The organism is Roseibium sp. AWQ4_290 (genome assembly GCF_056160985.1).
Window position 1 is genome coordinate 25104 of the sequence record NZ_JBSWYG010000019.1, and the last position, 16652, is coordinate 41755.

Here is a 16652-nt window from a genome sequence, read left to right on the forward strand (position 1 = left end):
CTCTTGCGGTTTTTGAAAATTTCGCGCTTTTGCCAAAAACAAAGGGCAGTGTGCTCCAGCACCCGTTTGGGCTACATTGTGGCCGATTCGTTAAGGGAGACGCTCAGATGAGACGGCTTTTGGCCGGACTTGGTGGTCTGGTGATTGTATTGGTGACGATCGTTCTGGTCGTTCCCTTTTTCCTGCCCAAGGACGAAATCAAGCGCCAGGTGGTCGCGGAAGTCGACAAGCGGCTGGGCTGGCGGGTTCGTCTGGACGGGCCGGTATCGCTGTCCCTGTTCCCCAGTTTCACGCTGGACGCCCGGGATATCGGAGTGTCCGGTGAAGCAGGCGCGGACGGGATCGAGTTTGCCAAAGCGGAGCGGATGGAATTCGGACTGGCCTGGAGCGGACTGATTTCCGGGAATATCCGCGTCACCGGCATCCGGCTGGACGCGCCTGACATTCATCTGGAAGTGAGCCCAAGCGGGGCAACCAGCTGGGAACCCAGGCGCGAACTGGGGCTTGAAGAGGGATCTGACGCTGCCTTGCCCGCAGAGGAGGACGGAACTTCCCCGCAAACCGCTGATCAAACCCCCTCCGGTACGCCCGCCGCCAGCAGCAGTTATCTGAAAAGCATCGGCGTTGACCGGCTGGACATCAGCGGCGGTACGCTCACCTACAAGGCCCCCGGCCAGGAGGCTCCCCTTGTCATCAGCAATCTGGACCTGAGCCTGACGGCGCCTGATCTCAGCGGCGAAGTGGATCTGACCTCAAGCTTTAGCTTGCAGGAGGTTCCGGTTGACGTAGAGGGCCAGCTTTCCAACCCGCTGGGGCTTGCGGCCGGCGATCAGGTGCCGGTCAGTCTGACCGTATCGAGCGGGGACAACACGGCAACCGTACGCGGGGAAGCCGGGTTGCATCCGGCCCGGGCCGCGCTGGATATTACCGCCACGGGTCCGTCGCTGAAGGCGCTGGCGGCGCTGGCCGGTCAGGATCTGGCCGCAGACCCGGGGGCCTATTCCCTGGATGCCAAGCTCTCGGGAACGGAAGCGGTTCTGTCTCTGGCGGATCTTCATGTGCTGCTCGGCAAGCTTTCCCTAGGCGGGGCGGCGGATGCAGATCTCTCCGGTCTGGTGCCGGAAGTGTCCGGCCGTCTGGTTCTGAAAGACGGGTCCATCAAGGATCTGTTGCTTCTGGCCGGCAAAGACCTGCCCGCAAGCGGCACGCTGGGGGCGGATCTGGCCTTTGAAACCGCTGGTCTGACAGGGACGGAGTTGCTGGCCGGGCTCGATATGAACGGGTCTCTTGCCATTTCGCAAGGCCGGGTCGGCGGGTTGGGACTGGCTTCGGCGGTCGGTGATCCAGCTGCGGACGAGCTGACGGATCTGGCTTTGGATGTGGCGCTCAAAGGGTTGGACCAGCCCGTCTCTTTAAGCGGTGCCCTGGCCTGGCGCGGCGAAGCGTTCAGCGTGAAAGGCGAGGTCAGTTCCGCCAAATTGCTTGGCGGCGAGGCCGCGCCAGTCTCTGTTTCCCTTAAAAGCAACCGGTTTGGCGCCGGGTTCAACGGGCAGGTGGCCCTGCCCGGGCAGATCGATGGGGCCGTGAGCGTGGAAACGGCGGATCTGCGCGGGCTGATGGCCTGGATGGGCCAGCCTTTGGGTGCAGGCGGCGGCTTGAAGGCCTTCAAGGCCTCCGGCATTTTCGAGGTCCAGCCGGATGCGATTTCCTTTGAGGAAACCCGGTTCATGCTCGACAGCACCAGCGGTGAGGCCAATGGCCGGATTGCCTTTGGCGGCAAGCCGAAAGTGACCGCCCGGCTGGCCCTGCGCGAATTGGTGCTGGATCCGTATCTTGGCGGCGGCGGCAACCAGGGCGGAAGCGGGTCTTCCGGGGGCTCTGCGGCGTCCGGGTCTGGCGGCGGAGCCGGGAGCGCGTCTGCAAGCGGGGCTGCGCAAGGAACAAGCGGCTGGAGCACGGCGCCGATCGACTTCAAGGGCCTACAGGCCGTTGATGCGGATTTCAAAGTCACGGCCCGGGAAATCCGTCTGGACAAGATCAAGACCGGCGAAAGCGCGCTCTCCGTGGCCATTCAGGACGGCGTTCTGACCGCCAATCTTGACAAGCTTTCCCTATATGACGGTGCGGGCACGGGCGCTGTTACCCTCAACGGCGCGTCCGCGGTGCCGGAACTGTCTGCGGCTTTCAACCTGTCCGGCTTGAACAGTTATCCGCTTTTGCGTGACGCGGCCGGGTTTGACTGGATCGAGGGCAAGGCGCAGATTGACCTGGATGTGACGTCCAGGGGGGGCTCGGAACAGGCGCTCGTTCAGGGTCTGAACGGCACGGCGGGCTTCCAGTTTACCGACGGCGCGGTCAAGGGCGTCAACATTCCCAAAATGGTGCGCGGGCTGTCGGTGGAAACCCTGCTGGGCTGGCAGGAAAACGCAGCTGAAAAGACTGATTTCAATTCTCTGTCCGCTTCATTCCACATCGAAAACGGCCTGGCCACCAGTGAGGATCTGGCAATGGCCGGGCCCTTGCTGCGCATGAGTGGCAAGGGCACGACGGATCTGCCGCAGCAGAGCCTCAACTGGCGGGTAGAGCCGGTGATTGTCCCAACCCTGGAAGGCCAGCCGCCCATGCCCCGGCGCAAGGGGGAAGACAAGAAAATGGCCGGGCTCGGCGTGCCAATCGTGATTGAGGGTCCCTGGGCGGACCCGAAAATCTATCCGGACATTGCCGGCATCCTGAAAGACCCGAAAAAAGCCTATGAAACCTTGAGATCCTCCGGTGGCGAGCTGATGTCCATCCTGCAGGGCGGCAAGGATGTCCCGCAAGGGCTGGTGGATACGGCCAATGAGGCCCTTCAGCGCGCAACGGGCGGCAGCACCCAGATCGATGTGCAGAAGGTCATTGACGGGGAGGTCGACGACGAAGAGGTGCTGCAGGCGGTGGAAGAAGGCTTCGGCCTGCCCGCCGGTCTGCTGGGTTCGGTCTTTGGCAAGAAAAAGAAGACAGAGGAATAGGGGGCGGCGAGGGACCCTGCCTCCCGGTCTCTGTCCTCTGCGTTCTCCCGACGGCCGCGGGAATTACGCTACGTATTAGTACCAGAACCCGTCCCGCCGCCAGATTGTGAAGAGTTTGCGGACGGGTGGGGCCGGGGTTCCAGATGAAATGGTGAATTGCCGCCCGCCGTTCTGGGCCTTGCCGCCGGTCTGGCGCAAGACGACATATTGATTGCATTGAGGGCCAAGAGCTTCCCCGCTGGAACTTTGGCACATGTCGATCATGACGGCTTTGTCGTCAATTTTGTACCAGATCCAGTCCACAAGGGCGACGTGGCCGTCCCAGATCATGAAGTCCAGGGGCTTTACTTCTGAAACGTCATCTATGTTGATCTTGCAGATCCTGGTCGGATACAGCTCGGGAACCGCTTTCTCGTATTTGGCCTGTTCGCCGACCCAAATCATGAAGTTCTGCACGAAGCCGATGCAGTCCATCCCGAAGAAGCGGTCCTTGACCATTTCCTGCAATGCTGCCCGGTCCGACATCTTGTCAAAATAGAGCCGTTTGATTTTTCCGGTCCTGCGTACATCCTTGGTGCCGTCCTTGTTGGCCCGGCCACACACTTCCACTGTCCACTTGTCCAGAAGCTCCTTGTTGGTCAGCATGAAGTTCCAGATCGCAACAAACGTCTTGTCATTGCCTTGTCCCTTCAGGGCCTTATCGAGTTCACTGCCGCCCACATGCTGGTTTAGCGTGATGCCGTGTTTGTTCTTGATCCAGCGGAAATTCTTGAAAAAGCTGTGCACGCTGTCATTGCCGCCATTGGAGCGTGTCTGGCAAAGGTACTGGTTGAGCGCCACGGGGCCAGCTCCGGTCTGCAGCCCCGGATTGATTAGGTGGTCCACATATTCATAGGGCAGGAAAAAGGCTTCGGCCAAAGGTGTCCTCCATCACTGTCGGAAGACCGTAACAAGCAGCCGCAAGGTCCGCTTGAGTGGATCTACTCAAATTTCGTCAGCGCCTGCACCGTGATTGGTTTCGGGGGAGACGGGGCGGGGCTAGGATTTGGTTTGGAAGGCAGAAAGGACGGAAAGACATGGCACAGAAGACCAGACTTTTGGTGCGGGCGGACGATGCCGGCTCCTGCTGGGCGTGCAATCTCGGCTGCCTGACAGCGTCAACGGAGGGAATTGCGCGCAGCGTGGAAGTGATGATGCCCTGTGGCTGGGTCACCCACGCGGCAGAGCTGTTTGCCAGGCAGCCGGACATTGATATCGGCATTCATTTGACCCTGACGAGCGAATGGGACGCGATCAAATGGCGGCCGTTGACGGCTTCCAAAAGCCTGGTGGATGAGACCGGTCACTTCCCTCCCTTGCTCACCCCGAGAGCGGGGGACGGGCGCCGCAGCCTGCAAGACTGTGACTGGCGCCTGGAAGAGAGTGCCGCCGAACTGGATGCCCAGATCCAGCTGGGGCTGCGGCTGTTTCCGCAAGCCTCCCATGTCAGTGCTCATATGGCGGCGGGGTTTTCCAGTTTCGATCAACGGGTGGGGCAAGCCGTTGCGGATCTCTGCAAGCGCTATGGTTTGATGGAGGATCCGTTTGCTCACGGCCTGCCGCGCTTTTCCGGATATCCGAAACATCCCTGCACAGTGCAGGCACGGGTGACTGCTTTTACCGAGGGGCTGGCGCATTTGGAGCCCGGACAAACCTATATTTTCATTGATCACCCTGCAGCAGACAGTCCGGACCTGACAGACATGGGCCATGAAGGTTATGAGGATGTACGCGACGACCGGGTGTCCTGTCTGGCTACCTTGACCGACCCGGTCGTGCTGCAGGCAATTGAAGACCGCCAGATCGAACTGATCAGCTACAGGGACCTTCAGGCTGTTTAGACCGGTTGGAACTTCTGCTTGTCACCGCTTTGAGACCGGCTTATTCCCCGCCATCCGGGGAGCCGGTGTCATAGCCAAGGGCGGCCATCATGGTGGCCACGCCTTTCGCCACTGTGCCGGTGTTTTCAATCCGGATGAGGCCGGGAAAAGGGTCTGGTTCCAGATCGGCGCGTTTCAGCCGCTGCTCAATTTCCTCGCGGCTTTCGCGGCCGCGCGCGGCGAGCCGGTCCGCCAGAACCGCAATTGGCGCGGTGATCAGCAGTACCAGCGCGGTCCGGTATTTGTCCGAGGCTTGTTTCAGGACCCGGCGCGAGCCATTGGCAATCACCGTATCGCCTGCGGAGATCCGGGCGTCATAGCTTTTGGGAATGACATAGCCGAGCCCATGGGCTTCCCAGGCAAGGGCGGCGCGGCCGCTGGCCACGAGCATGTCGAACTCCGCCCGGGTCAAGGTGGCATGGTCCTCGGCGGCAGGGTCGCAGGGCCGGGTGATGGCCCGGCGGGCAAAATGCACATCCTCGCGTCCGCCGAGCTGATCCTTCAGGGCGGACATCAGCGTGTCCTTGCCCGCGCCGCTGGGGCCGACCACCAGCACCATTCTGCCGGGCCCCAGTTTGCCAGCATCCAGTTTGCCAGTCCCCAGTTTGCCAGTACCGGAGGGGCCTGCTGCCTCAGGCAACGCGGCGGCCTTCCCGCCAGACCCCGCGCACGATCGGCACATTGCCCACCAGCTTCACCTGGATCAGGTCGGCACGCAGGCCCGGGCTGAGAACGCCCCGGTCGGTCAGGCCGATGGCTTTGGCCGGAGTGGCGGTGACCATGGCAACCGCATCCGGCAGGCTGATGGCGTCAATTTCCTCCGCCAGCTGGAAGGCCGCCTGGATCAGCGACACCGGCACATAGTCTGAGGACAGCACATCCAGATGGCCCGCTTCGGCCAACTCTCTGGCCGAGACATTGCCGGAATGGGAGCCGCCGCGCACCACATTGGGTGCGCCCATCAAAACCGCCATCCCGGCCTCATGGGAGGCCTTGGCCGCCTCCACTGTGGTCGGGAATTCGGCGATTTTTGTCTTCAGGGCTAAGGCCTCATCCACATGGTCCGTTGTGGCATCGTCATGGCTGGCAATTGCGATGCCGCGTTCCTGGGCAATGGCGGACAGTTTCTTGCGGTTGTCCGGGGCAAGGCCGTTGGCCCGCTTCTGGCGCTGCTTGATGAAGGCGTTGATCTCGTCGTCGGAAAAGCCCTTCTTGCCCTGATAGTAGGTCTTGTAGGCGTCCAGAGAGACGAACTGGCGCTGGCCGGGCGTGTGGTCCATCAGGGAGATCAGCCGGATGCTGTCATCGTCCTCAAACACCTTGAAGGCGTCGAGCACATCAGGGGCCGAAACTTCGCAGCGCAGGTGGATGAAATGGTCGGCGCGCAGCCGGTGTTCGCGCTGGCCGGTCTCGATGGCATCGGCCAGGGCGCGCATGTCGGCATAGCCAAGATCCGCATCCTCATCCATGCCCACACGCAGGGCATCGAAGACGGTGGTGATACCGGCGCAGGCGATCTGGGCATCATGGGCCTGAACGGCGGAGACCGTGTTCCAGCGCACTTTCGGGCGCGGCGCATAGTGGGTTTCCAGGTGGTCCGTGTGCAATTCCACCAGTCCGGGCAGCAGATAGTCGCCCTCGCAGTCATGACCGGGGGCGTCCGAAGGAGTGTCAATGGCGGCGATGGTGCCGGTTCCGTCCACGCTCAAGGATCCGTCAATCACCTCGTCGGCCAGAACAAGCCTGGCGTTTTTGAAGAGGGGCTGTGGCTGGCTCATGGGATCTCCTTGCGGGTCAGGTGGGCCGCTTGTGCATCTGCGGCGGGGGTGGCGCCGGTCAGCTCAAACAGGGTGTGAAGGGTGAAGGGCGCGCCGCGCTCCGGTTCCCTATAAAGGGCGAAGGTGGTGCAGGCGCGGGGGGTGCCGGTGACGGCGGCAAAATAGGGCCGGGCGGCGGCCGCAAAGGCCTCGGCCTCCGCCGGATCGTCCAGCTTGTTCGACAAGGTCATGTGAAAGCGGAACTCATCGAAAATATAGGGATAGCCCCAGTCCGTCAGATAGGTGTCCTGCATCTGAGACAGGCCGCTCTTGCGCCTGCGTTCCAGATCTGCTGCGTCCAGTGGCGCGCGGAACGCTTCGAAAGCCTTGACACAGAGAGCGGCGAAGGCGGCCAGTTCCGGCTCCGGCTGGTCCGGGGTCAGGGCCACGAACTTGCCGAGCCGGTTGACCGACAGGCCGTCAATCCGGAAAGGGGCGGTTTCGGCAGCAAATGCCCGGCAGGCTGTGATCAGGTCCGCTTCGCTCTTGCCGTCCCGCAAATGGAACGGGGCCTTCAAGGTGCCGTGGAAGCCGTAGCGGCGGGGGCTGTCTGTCAGGGCCGCAAGCCGGGAGGCGGTCAGGCCGTCGATCCCGGGTTGGGGCACGGGCGCGCCGGTGAACGGGTCCCGCCCCAGCCAGCTGGCGCCCAGCTTCATGAGGGGATCATCCGCAGGGGCGGCGAAATAAAGGGCATAGCGCATGTCGGAACCAGCAAGCTCGGTGCGAAGGAAAGCCATCAGGCTTTAAAGGCGGGCGGTGACTGTTCTGTGACAGTTTCCGTCCGCCTGCAAGTGTTTGCGAGAAGAGAGCAAACCGTGTGTCGTCCCTCAGGCGGCGGTTTCCGCTGCGAAGGCGGAGACGTCAATGATCCGGTCGGCAATTTCCTCGCGCACATCCTGGTCATGCAGAATGCCGACCATGGCAACGCCCTGTTCTTTCTTTTCTTCCACCAGCCGCACCACCACGGCCCGGTTGGCCGCATCGAGGGAGGCCGTCGGCTCGTCCAGAAGCAGGATGGGATAGTAAGCGATGAAGCCCCGGGCAATGTTCACCCGCTGCTGCTCTCCGCCGGAGAAGGTGGCGGGGGGCAGGGTCCACAGCCGCTCGGGAACATTCAGCCGGGCCAGCAGCGCGCGGGCCGTTTCCAGGGCCTCGGCCTCGCTTGCCCCTTGTGAGATCAGGGGCTCGGCGACAATGTCCTCGGCGGAAACGCGCGGAATGGTGCGCAGGAACTGGCTGACATAGCCGATGGTGTCCTCGCGCAGCTTCAGAATCTCGCGGGGTTCGGCGTCGGCCATGTTGAGGATGGTGTCGCCGCAGGTGACCAGGATCTGGCCCTGGTCGCAGCGGTAATTGCCGTAAATCATCTTCAAGATGGAGCTTTTTCCGGCGCCGGAGGGGCCGCCAAGTACGACACATTCCCCGGCATTGACGGAAAACTCCACCTTGTTGACCACGGGAATGACCGCGCCGCCCTGAAGATGCATGGTGAAGGTCTTGCCGACATTGTTGAGATAAAGACGGACAGGCATTTGATAACCTTCCTCAAACCTGAAGAATGGAAGAGACGAGGAGCTGGGTATAGGGTTCGCGCGGGTCGTCCAGCACCTGATCGGTCAGCCCGGCCTCGATCACGTTGCCGTGGCGCATGACCATGATCCGGTGGGAGAGGAGACGGGCGACCGCCAGATCGTGGGTGACGATCACCACCGACAGGCCGAGATCGGCCACCAGCCGGCGCAGCAGGTCCAGAAGCCGGGCCTGAACGGAGACATCCAGCCCGCCGGTCGGCTCGTCCATGAAGACAAGGCGCGGGCGGGTCACCAGGTTCCGGGCGATCTGCAGGCGCTGGCGCATGCCGCCGGAAAAGGAGCGGGGGTCATCATCGATCCGGTCGCTCTCGATTTCCACCCGGCCAAGCCAGTCATCGGCCGTCGCGCGGATCTTGCCGTAGTGGCGGTCGCCAATGGCCATCAGCCGCTCGCCCACATTGGCCCCGGCCGACACGTTCATGCGCAGGCCGTCGGCAGCGTTCTGGTGAACAAAGCCCCAATCCGTGCGCATCAGCAGACGGCGCTCGGCCTCGCTCAGCTCATAGAGATTGCGCATGGTGCCGTCGCGCAAGCGGTATTCAATGGCGCCGGCCGTCGGCGCAAGGCGGGTGGACAGGCAGTTGAGCAAGGTGGTCTTGCCCGAGCCGCTCTCGCCGACAATGGCCAGCACTTCGCCGGGCCACAGGTCGAAGGAGACCTCCCGGCACCCGATCCGGTCACCATAATAGCGGGTGACCTTGTGTACCTGCAGCAGCGGGTCTTCGGCTTGAAACAGGCTCATATACGATCCTCCTGCGGCGCCGCTCCGGCGATCTGGGTCGCAGCCGGGTCGGCGGCCATGGGACCGCGATGGCCGGCAGCACGCCGCTCTTCGCAATGGTTACTGTCGGAACAGACGAACATGCGTCCGCCCCGGTCATCGAGAATGACCTCGTCCAGATAGACATTCCGGGCGCCGCACAGGCCGCAGGGCTTGTCGAATGTCTGGACCTCGAACGGATAGTCCTCAAAGTCGAGGCTCTTCACCTTGGTGTAGGGCGGGATCGCATAGATGCGTTTTTCCCGGCCCGCGCCGTAAAGCTGCAGCGCGGCCATCTCATCGATCTTCGGATTGTCGAATTTCGGTGTGGGCGAGGGGTCCATCACATAGCGGTCATTCACCTTCACCGGATAGTCATAGGTGGTGGCGATGTGGCCGTTCTTGGCAATGTCTTCATAAAGCTTCACATGCATCAAGCCGTAGTCAGCCAGGGCATGCATCTTGCGGGTTTCGCTTTCCCGGGGCTCCAGAAAGCGCAGCGGCTCGGGGATCGGCACCTGAAAGACAAGGATCTGGTCTTCGGTGAGATCTTTTTCCGGAATGCGGTGGCGGGTCTGGATCACCGTGGCTTCCGAGGTCTCATAGGTGGTCCTGATGCCGGCAGTCTTTTCAAAGAAACCGCGCAAGGACACTGCGTTGGTGGTGTCGTCCGAGCCCTGGTCGATCATCTTCAGGCAGTCGGATTTGCCCAGGATCGCGGCGGTCACTTGCACCCCGCCGGTGCCCCAGCCATAGGGCATCGGCATTTCCCGGCTGGCAAAGGGCACCTGATAGCCGGGGATTGCGATCCCCTTCAGGATTGCTCTTCGGATCATGCGTTTGGTCTGTTCATCGAGATAGGCGAAATTATATTCGCCCTGATCAAAGATCTGAGCCGTGTCGTTCATTCTGCGGCCTCCTGGCTGGTATCGTCTTCACTCTCTTGGCGGCGTTTTTCAAACCATTCGGCGCGCATTTGCCGGACGAGGCCGAGTTCGGCCTGGAAGTCCACATAATGGGGCAGCTTCAGGTGTTCGACGAAGCCGGTCGCCTGGATGTTGTCGGAATGGGAGAGGACAAATTCAACGTCCTGGGCGGGTGCGGACGGTTCTTCGCCCAGTTCCTGCCAGCGCATCGACCGGTCGACCATGGCCATGGACATGGCCTTGCGTTCCACCTGACCGAAGACGAGGCCATAGCCCCGTGTGAAAGCGGGGGCGGCCTGGGCCGAGCCCTGGAACTGGTTGACCATCTGGCACTCGGTCACCTTGATGGTGCCAAGGGTGACGGCAAAGCCAAGCTCTTCGGCAAAGAACTCCACTTCCACCTCGCCATAGCGGATTTCCCCGGCAAATGGGTGGGTGCGGCCATAGCCGCGCTGGGTGGAATAGGCGAGGGCCAAGAGAAAGCCTTCATCGCCCCGGGCGAGGTTCTGCAGCCTCAGGTCCCGGTCCGCGGGAAAGGCGAGGGGCTCACGGGTGAGGTCGCCGACCGGTGCGCTTTCATCGCTCACGGGGTCGGTTTCCATCAAGCCCTCATCGCCAAGCAGATCGGAGACGCGCGGCATGGCCGTGTCCGTCTGTTCTGTTGTCTCCACAGGCCGCTCTGCGCCGTCATCTTCGGCCGCAAGGGCAAAATCCAGCAGCCTGTGGCTGTAGTCAAAGGTCGGGCCGAGCACCTGTCCGCCGGGCAGGTCCTTGTAGGTGGCCGACACCCGCCGTTCGATCAGCATCTTGGCCGTGTCGACCGGCTGGCTGTAGCCGAACCGGGGCAGGGTGGTGCGGTAAGCCCGCATCAGGAAAGCGGCCTCGATCAGGTCACCCCGGGCCTGTTTGATCGCCAGTGCGGCCAGGGTCTCGTCATAAAGCGAGCCTTCCCCCATGACCCGGGCGACGGAATGGGAAAGCTGCTGTGCAATCTGCTCGAGCGTGAGTGCGGGAATGGACGTGTCGCCCCGGCGGCGCTTGTCGAGCAGCTTGTGGGCGTTGCGGATGGCTGTTTCGCCCCCCTTGACGGCAACATACATGGGTTCAGGCCTCCAGAGGTGTGGTGCGGGTGGAACGGGGCAGGGCCGCTATTTCGCCGGTGCCTGCAAAAATCAGGTCAACGCCCCTTGGGAACTGGCGGGTGTTGGCTGCCACCTGATCCCAGAACACCGGTGGTACCGGGCCGCTTCCAAAGGGGGCGGGAGTTTTCAGGCCGGGGCCGTCCAGGGTGACGGCGGGCGCCGCGTTGAGGTCCTGACCGGTCAGGATCAGTGTGGTTGAGCGGTCCGGATATTCCGGCGACCCCTGATTGAAGCTGGCCAGGGGCACCATCGCTGCCGGGTGGCTGAACAGGGCAAAGGCGGCCTCGACCGGTTCGCTGACAATCGGGGCGCCCGTGTGAAAGCGCAAAAACGCCTTCACCGGTTCCGACTGCATCAGGGGCCGATCCAGCCAGAGCGGCGTGTCATAGTCGCACAAGGTCAGCACGATGGCGGCGGCTGTGGCCGTCAGCGGGGCCGGCGGGGTCAGCGCGCAGGTGTTCAGCGGCTGGGTGGCGCCGGGCCGTGCCATGGCACTCATGACCGCGCGGAAACAGCTTTGCGCGTCATGTACCGGATCGGCAAAGCCGGGGGCGAGGGCCGGAGTTGCTCCCGCGTTTGGAGCGGATGTTTGTGACAGGCTCATCAATTGTCTCCCCGGACCATGGTGAAGAAGTTGACCTTGGTGGCTTCGGTTTCCTGGCGCACCGTCTCTTTCGCGTCCGCCTCGGTGACGGCCAGCGGTGCGATCACCAATTCTTCAACGGTGCGGCGGGTGTCCTCGTGCTGCCACAGGGCGTCGATGATCGCGGACTGAACCGCCTTTTCCTTGTTGCGCCCGAGACTGTAGGCGCTGCCGGTCTCGCCGCTCTCAAGGCGCACCACGCAGCGGGTCACGGTAACTTCGCCCAGGTTGAACGGGCTGCCGGTGCCGCCCATGCGGCCGCGCACCATGACAAGACCGGTCTCGGGTGGGCGCACCATTTCAAAGGCGGGTGGGGCGAGGGTATCAAACCGTTCGGCAAGGGCGGCCGGCGGGGCAGCTGCAAGCGTTGCCATGATCTTTTGGCGCTCTGAATGCGCAGGGCTGGCGGAGCCGGAAGATGCGGGCGCATCCGCCGTGCTGTTGGGGGGAGATCCTGTGGGAGAGAACGTGTCGGTCATGTGTCGCGCCTTTGTGCTGGCGGTCAGGAGAGGGGGTGTGCGGGAGCTTGCAGAGACATCTCATAACGACATAATGTCTATTTGTCTATACAAATAATCCTGTTGACTCTTTGGTAGCGAAATTTGATGACGGAGGCATGACGACCACCACTATTCTCGACCGCAGCGCAGGCATTGCCGTCTGGCGCCAGATCATGGAAACGCTGAAGGCTGAAATTGTCAGCGGCGGTTTCGAGACCGGCAGCCGTCTGCCGCCGGAATCCGAGCTGGCCCTGCGCTTCGGTGTGAACCGGCACACGGTCCGGCGGGCGATTGCCGCGCTTACGGCGGAAGGCATCTTGCGGGCAGACCAGGGCCGGGGCACTTTTGTGGCCTCCGCCCCGCTCAGCTATCCGATTGGCCCGCGCACGCGCTTTTCCGAGATTGTCTCCGGCCAGGACCGGGCGCCGAGCGGCCGGCTGATCGGCTCGGCCCTGGAAGAGGCGGATGCGCTTCTGGCCCATCACCTGGACGTGCCACTGGGCACCATACTGATCCGCGTCAGAACGCTGCGGGTGGCCGACAGCGTGCCGATGATCGTGGGCAGCAGCTGGTTCGAGCAGGCGCGGGTGCCCAATTTCGTAAATGACTATGCCCAGAGCGGCTCGATTACGGCCGCCTTGAAGGCAGCGGGTATTGACGACTACCAGCGCAAGGAAACCCGCATCACCGCCGAACTGGTCGAGGCTCAGGACGCACAGCAGCTGGGTATCCCCTTGGGCCAGCCGGTTCTGGTGCTGGAAAGCATCAACCTGGACATGTCCGGCCGCCCGCTCCAGTTCACCCGTGGCTGTGCCGCCGCCGACCGGATCCAGCTGGTGGTGAACGGATTGGTTTAGAGCCTCGGGCAGACTTATCGCACGATGTTCTCGAACCGCCTTTTCGTCAGGGACCCGTGCCCATGAACCTGCCTGAGCACATCACCCACTATTACTCCCGCTCGGACCGGCCTTTCCAGAACCTTTCAGATCTGGGGCCGGAGGCTCTGGACGGGGTTCTTGACCGGCTGCGGCAGCGAAAGCTGCAAAATCCCGCCTTCCGCCGGGTGTTCGGCAGCGCCTATATGGCGTTCCGCGCCCGCACGGAAGAGAAGCTGCGGACCCTTTTCAAGGCGCGGGGCGGGCGGCCGGAGCGGGCATCGCCGTATTATTTCATTCTTGGCACCTGTCCCTGGTTTGCAGGACTTTATCCGGATACGGGCTGCGTCACGCTCGACTGGCGGTCCCTGCCTGAAGGGTGTGTCAGTGTCACCTATCCGGACAGTTTCATCTCCATGGGCTTCGGCCCGGATTTTGGACTGCCGCCCCAGCAGGTTCAGCCCTATCACGGCAAGGTGTTCCTCTTGGAAGAGTTGCCCGAACTGGTTTCCCGCTACGGCCTGCCGGATGGCCGGGCAGACGAGGATTATCAAGGCTACGAGGCACGGCCCTTTGAAAAATACATTGAAGTCCAGCTGTGGGTCGATGGTCCGGTTGCGGACTATCTTTGCAGATGAGGTGGAGGTTTGTTCGCCCAGAGGGGGCGGTAAGTGGGAGGATAATCTGCCGAACCAGAGTTTTCACCCTGGTCTTCTTCACCATAACCCCATGAATTTCCTTAAAAATCACGGGGTAACGGGCTGCTTTCGTTTATTTTGATTGACGTGTGTCAGCTGGCCGCTTCAGATTGGCGGGCGGCGGGAGATGAATGGTGAAACCGACAGTCCATGACATTGCACGTGAGGCGGGCGTGAGCCTGTCCACCGTCGACAGGGTGTTGAACGGGCGGGCGGATGTGCGGCCGAAAAATGCCGAGCGGGTCAAGGAAGCGGTCCGCAAGCTCGGGTATGTGCGTGACACGAATGCCGCCAATCTGGCCAAAAAGCGCCGCTATAACTTTGTTTTCGTGTTGCCGGACGGGCCAAACCATTTTGTCGAATCCGTTGCCGCTGCGGTCCGCGAAGCGGCCGGGGCCCAGGTGACCGACCGGGCCGATGTGGCCTTGCTTGAGGTCAATGCTGCCGATCCCCATGCCATCGTCAAACGGCTGAAATCGCTGGATCTGACCCGGCTCGACGGGGTGGCGCTCATGGTGCCGGAAACGCCCCAGGTGCGTGATGCCATTGCCCATCTGAAAAGCGCGGGGGTCTATGTGGTGGCGCTGGTCTCCGACCTGCCAAATTCCCGGTGCGATCACTTTGTCGGCATTGACAATTTTTCAGCCGGCCAGACGGCGGGCGCGCTGCTGGGCCGGTTTCTGCGGCGGGAGACCGGTTGCATTCTGGTTGCCACCAATTCCATGGTGGCACGGGACAGTATCGAGCGGCGCTTTGGTCTGGATGAGGTCCTGTCCCGGGACTTTCCCGCTCTGAAAGCCCTGCCGACCATCGAATTCCATGATGACCCGCAGCGCATCGGCTTGACGCTGAAGCGGGCGCTGGACACCCATGGAGACCTAAAGGCGGTCTATTCCATGGGCTCGGGCAATGCGGCCATGCTGGATGCTTTGCGGACCCACGGTGCCGGGCGGGATCTCGTGGTCCTTGCCCATGACCTGACTTCTGTTACCCGACAGGGCCTGATCGACGGGGAGCTGGATGCCGTCATCGTTCAGAATGTCGGCCATCTGGCGCGCAGTGCCCTCCGGGTGCTGAGGGCCAAATGCGATGATGCTGATATCTATGCGGCGCAGGAGCAGATCCGCATCGAGATCGTCTTGCGTGAAAATCTTTATTGATCTCTGCTGGCCTCAGGGTGCCTTGTCTTCCAATGCATTGATGTGCCGTCCGGCCTGGTGACTCTGCGGCTGGATTCTTTTGTTTTGACGCAGCGTCTGTAACGGTCTGAATTCGTTTTTGCCGAAAGAAGAAAGACGTATGTCAGTTTTTTGATTGACTTGATATACGTATGTCAAATAGGCTGATCCTGCACTTGGAGGAGTGCTGCCGCCCGGCTAGCCCCGGCGCGCGACCTTTTCGGGAGGAAATCAGCGATGAAAACTGCGACACGACTCGCGGCGTCCGCTCTTGTGGCGGCGACCGGGCTCGGCTTGTCTCAAGCCAAGGCCGATGAACTCACCCTGTGTTGGGCGGCCTGGGACCCGGCCAATGCGCTTGTGGAATTGTCCAAGGAATTTGAGGCCCAGTCCGGGCATACGATGAAATTCGAATTCGTGCCCTGGCCGAATTTCGCCGACAGGATGCTGAATGAACTCAATTCCGGCGGCAAATTGTGTGATCTGCTGATCGGCGACAGCCAGTGGATCGGCGGCGGTGCGGAAAATGGCCATTACGTCAAGCTGAACGACTTTTTCGAGAAAGAAGAGATCAGCATGGACGATTTTGCACCCGCAACCGTCTATGCCTATTCCACCTGGCCCAAGGGCACACCAAACTACTATGCGCTGCCGGCCATGGGCGATGCCAATGGCTGGTTCTACCGCAAGGACTGGTTTGAAAAGCCGGAGATCCAGCAAGCCTTCAAGTCTGAACATGGCCGCGATCTGACCCCGCCGAAAACCCAGATGGAGCTGCTGGAAGTCGCCAGATTCTTCCAGGGCCGGGAAATTGACGGCCAGAAACGCTATGGCGTTGCGATCTTCACCGAGCGCGGCTCGGAAGGCATCACCATGGGCGCGACCAGCGCCATGTATCCGTTCGGCTTCAAATATGAGAACACGCCGGGCAAATACGACATGGAAGGTGCTGTCAATTCGCCTGAGGCGGTCGCCGGGCTGGAATTCTACAAGGAGCTCTACAAGACCTCGACCCCTCCGGGCTACACTGACAGTTACATGGAACAGTCGCTGGATGCGTTCAAATCCGGCCAGGTGGCCATGGCCATGAACTGGTTCGCCTTCTTCCCCGGTCTTTATGCGGATCCGGATGTGGGCGGTGACAAGATCGGGTTCTTCGTCAATCCGGGTCAGCTGAAAGAGGCTTCAACCCTTGGCGGACAGGGAATTTCCGTGGTGGCCTGTTCCGACAAGAAGGACGCCGCCCTGGAATATATCAAATGGTTCGCCCAGCCCGATGTCCAGAAGAAGTGGTGGGATCTCGGCGGCTATTCCTGCCATGTCAGCGTCCTCAATGATCCGAACTTTGCCGATAGCGCGCCCTTTGCGGCCGATTTTCTGCTGGCCATGGATGGGGTGATGGATTTCTGGCAAGAGCCTGCTTACGCGGAGCTGCTGCTGGCGATGCAAAAACGCCTGCATGACTATGTGGTGGCCGATCAGGGCACGGCTCAGGAAGCGCTCGACAAGCTGATCGAAGATTGGACTGAAGTCTTCGAGGACGAAGGCAAGCTTTAAAGGCGGCGCCGCTCAGGTGGCCGGTCCCTGTGGCCGG

General features: G+C 61.8%; 16 protein-coding genes. 6 read left to right on the plus strand and 10 right to left on the minus strand.

Annotated features, from left to right (window positions below):
- The first annotated feature begins 107 nt into the window (after window positions 1-107).
- Complete coding sequence (locus ACXAH0_RS18585; RefSeq protein WP_475194029.1) at window positions 108-3008, plus strand: AsmA family protein; 2901 nt, start codon at window positions 108-110, stop codon at window positions 3006-3008.
- A gap of 75 nt (window positions 3009-3083) precedes the next feature.
- On the opposite strand, the gene ACXAH0_RS18590 is transcribed toward ACXAH0_RS18585, so the two are convergent.
- Window positions 3084-3926 carry a hypothetical protein gene (locus ACXAH0_RS18590; RefSeq protein ID WP_475194033.1) on the minus strand — a complete coding sequence of 281 codons (843 nt, stop codon included), beginning with the start codon at window positions 3924-3926 and terminating at the stop codon, window positions 3084-3086.
- A gap of 158 nt (window positions 3927-4084) precedes the next feature.
- On the opposite strand from ACXAH0_RS18590, the gene ACXAH0_RS18595 reads away from it, so the two are divergent.
- Window positions 4085-4888 (plus strand): ChbG/HpnK family deacetylase, encoded by an 804-nt coding sequence (locus ACXAH0_RS18595; RefSeq protein ID WP_475194036.1) that lies wholly within the window; start codon window positions 4085-4087, stop codon window positions 4886-4888.
- 40 nt (window positions 4889-4928) lie between these two features.
- On the opposite strand, the gene phnN is transcribed toward ACXAH0_RS18595, so the two are convergent.
- The 9 genes from phnN to phnG form a co-directional block, all read right to left on the minus strand.
- Window positions 4929-5567, minus strand: a complete 639-nt coding sequence (gene phnN, locus ACXAH0_RS18600) for a phosphonate metabolism protein/1,5-bisphosphokinase (PRPP-forming) PhnN (RefSeq protein WP_475194041.1) — start codon at window positions 5565-5567, stop codon at window positions 4929-4931.
- Complete coding sequence (locus ACXAH0_RS18605) at window positions 5560-6705, minus strand: alpha-D-ribose 1-methylphosphonate 5-triphosphate diphosphatase (RefSeq protein ID WP_475175826.1); 1146 nt, start codon at window positions 6703-6705, stop codon at window positions 5560-5562. Before ACXAH0_RS18605 ends, phnN begins: the two co-directional genes overlap by 8 nt.
- The gene (locus ACXAH0_RS18610) at window positions 6702-7481 is read right to left on the minus strand and encodes a DUF1045 domain-containing protein (protein ID WP_475194047.1); all 780 of its coding nucleotides are present in this window, start codon (window positions 7479-7481) and stop codon (window positions 6702-6704) included. The genes ACXAH0_RS18605 and ACXAH0_RS18610 overlap by 4 nt, the downstream gene beginning before the upstream one ends.
- A gap of 90 nt (window positions 7482-7571) precedes the next feature.
- The gene (gene phnL, locus ACXAH0_RS18615; protein ID WP_475194051.1) at window positions 7572-8276 is read right to left on the minus strand and encodes a phosphonate C-P lyase system protein PhnL; all 705 of its coding nucleotides are present in this window, start codon (window positions 8274-8276) and stop codon (window positions 7572-7574) included.
- Between the two features lie 13 nt (window positions 8277-8289).
- Window positions 8290-9078: a phosphonate C-P lyase system protein PhnK gene (phnK, locus tag ACXAH0_RS18620; protein WP_475175836.1), complete on the minus strand. Its 789-nt coding sequence runs from the start codon at window positions 9076-9078 to the stop codon at window positions 8290-8292.
- Complete coding sequence (locus ACXAH0_RS18625; protein ID WP_475175841.1) at window positions 9075-10004, minus strand: alpha-D-ribose 1-methylphosphonate 5-phosphate C-P-lyase PhnJ; 930 nt, start codon at window positions 10002-10004, stop codon at window positions 9075-9077. The genes phnK and ACXAH0_RS18625 overlap by 4 nt, the downstream gene beginning before the upstream one ends.
- Window positions 10001-11122, minus strand: coding sequence for a carbon-phosphorus lyase complex subunit (locus ACXAH0_RS18630; RefSeq protein ID WP_475175845.1), 1122 nt, complete (start codon window positions 11120-11122; stop codon window positions 10001-10003). The genes ACXAH0_RS18625 and ACXAH0_RS18630 overlap by 4 nt, the downstream gene beginning before the upstream one ends.
- Before the next feature lie 4 nt (window positions 11123-11126).
- Window positions 11127-11768, minus strand: coding sequence for a phosphonate C-P lyase system protein PhnH (phnH, locus tag ACXAH0_RS18635; protein ID WP_475194057.1), 642 nt, complete (start codon window positions 11766-11768; stop codon window positions 11127-11129).
- Window positions 11768-12181, minus strand: a complete 414-nt coding sequence (phnG, locus tag ACXAH0_RS18640; RefSeq protein ID WP_475176408.1) for a phosphonate C-P lyase system protein PhnG — start codon at window positions 12179-12181, stop codon at window positions 11768-11770. The genes phnH and phnG overlap by 1 nt, the downstream gene beginning before the upstream one ends.
- A gap of 242 nt (window positions 12182-12423) precedes the next feature.
- On the opposite strand from phnG, the gene phnF reads away from it, so the two are divergent.
- The 4 genes from phnF (at window position 12424) to ACXAH0_RS18660 (ending at window position 16615) form a co-directional block, all read left to right on the plus strand.
- Window positions 12424-13164 carry a phosphonate metabolism transcriptional regulator PhnF gene (gene phnF / locus ACXAH0_RS18645; protein WP_475175851.1) on the plus strand — a complete coding sequence of 247 codons (741 nt, stop codon included), beginning with the start codon at window positions 12424-12426 and terminating at the stop codon, window positions 13162-13164.
- Window positions 13165-13226: 62 nt separating this feature from the next.
- Window positions 13227-13820, plus strand: coding sequence for a hypothetical protein (locus ACXAH0_RS18650; protein WP_475194060.1), 594 nt, complete (start codon window positions 13227-13229; stop codon window positions 13818-13820).
- Between the two features lie 191 nt (window positions 13821-14011).
- A complete protein-coding gene (locus ACXAH0_RS18655; protein ID WP_475194065.1) occupies window positions 14012-15040 on the plus strand; it encodes a LacI family DNA-binding transcriptional regulator in 1029 nt (342 codons plus the stop codon).
- A 255-nt stretch (window positions 15041-15295) separates the two neighbouring features.
- Window positions 15296-16615: an ABC transporter substrate-binding protein gene (locus ACXAH0_RS18660; RefSeq protein ID WP_475194069.1), complete on the plus strand. Its 1320-nt coding sequence runs from the start codon at window positions 15296-15298 to the stop codon at window positions 16613-16615.
- Window positions 16616-16652 lie beyond the last annotated feature (37 nt).

Bases quoted from the DNA above. Each gene is read 5' to 3' on its own strand.
- phnK (WP_475175836.1), bottom strand. From the start codon at position 9,078: ATGAGCCTGTTTCAAGCCGAAGACCCGCTGCTGCAGGTACACAAGGTC.
- phnH (WP_475194057.1), bottom strand. From the start codon at position 11,768: ATGAGCCTGTCACAAACATCCGCTCCAAACGCGGGAGCAACTCCGGCC.
- ACXAH0_RS18595 (WP_475194036.1), top strand. From the start codon at position 4,085: ATGGCACAGAAGACCAGACTTTTGGTGCGGGCGGACGATGCCGGCTCC.
- phnG (WP_475176408.1), bottom strand. From the start codon at position 12,181: ATGGCAACGCTTGCAGCTGCCCCGCCGGCCGCCCTTGCCGAACGGTTT.
- ACXAH0_RS18650 (WP_475194060.1), top strand. From the start codon at position 13,227: ATGAACCTGCCTGAGCACATCACCCACTATTACTCCCGCTCGGACCGG.
- phnL (WP_475194051.1), bottom strand. From the start codon at position 8,276: ATGCCTGTCCGTCTTTATCTCAACAATGTCGGCAAGACCTTCACCATG.
- ACXAH0_RS18605 (WP_475175826.1), bottom strand. From the start codon at position 6,705: ATGAGCCAGCCACAGCCCCTCTTCAAAAACGCCAGGCTTGTTCTGGCC.
- ACXAH0_RS18655 (WP_475194065.1), top strand. From the start codon at position 14,012: ATGGTGAAACCGACAGTCCATGACATTGCACGTGAGGCGGGCGTGAGC.
- phnF (WP_475175851.1), top strand. From the start codon at position 12,424: ATGACGACCACCACTATTCTCGACCGCAGCGCAGGCATTGCCGTCTGG.
- ACXAH0_RS18610 (WP_475194047.1), bottom strand. From the start codon at position 7,481: ATGGCTTTCCTTCGCACCGAGCTTGCTGGTTCCGACATGCGCTATGCC.
- ACXAH0_RS18630 (WP_475175845.1), bottom strand. From the start codon at position 11,122: ATGTATGTTGCCGTCAAGGGGGGCGAAACAGCCATCCGCAACGCCCAC.
- ACXAH0_RS18585 (WP_475194029.1), top strand. From the start codon at position 108: ATGAGACGGCTTTTGGCCGGACTTGGTGGTCTGGTGATTGTATTGGTG.
- ACXAH0_RS18625 (WP_475175841.1), bottom strand. From the start codon at position 10,004: ATGAACGACACGGCTCAGATCTTTGATCAGGGCGAATATAATTTCGCC.
- ACXAH0_RS18660 (WP_475194069.1), top strand. From the start codon at position 15,296: ATGAAAACTGCGACACGACTCGCGGCGTCCGCTCTTGTGGCGGCGACC.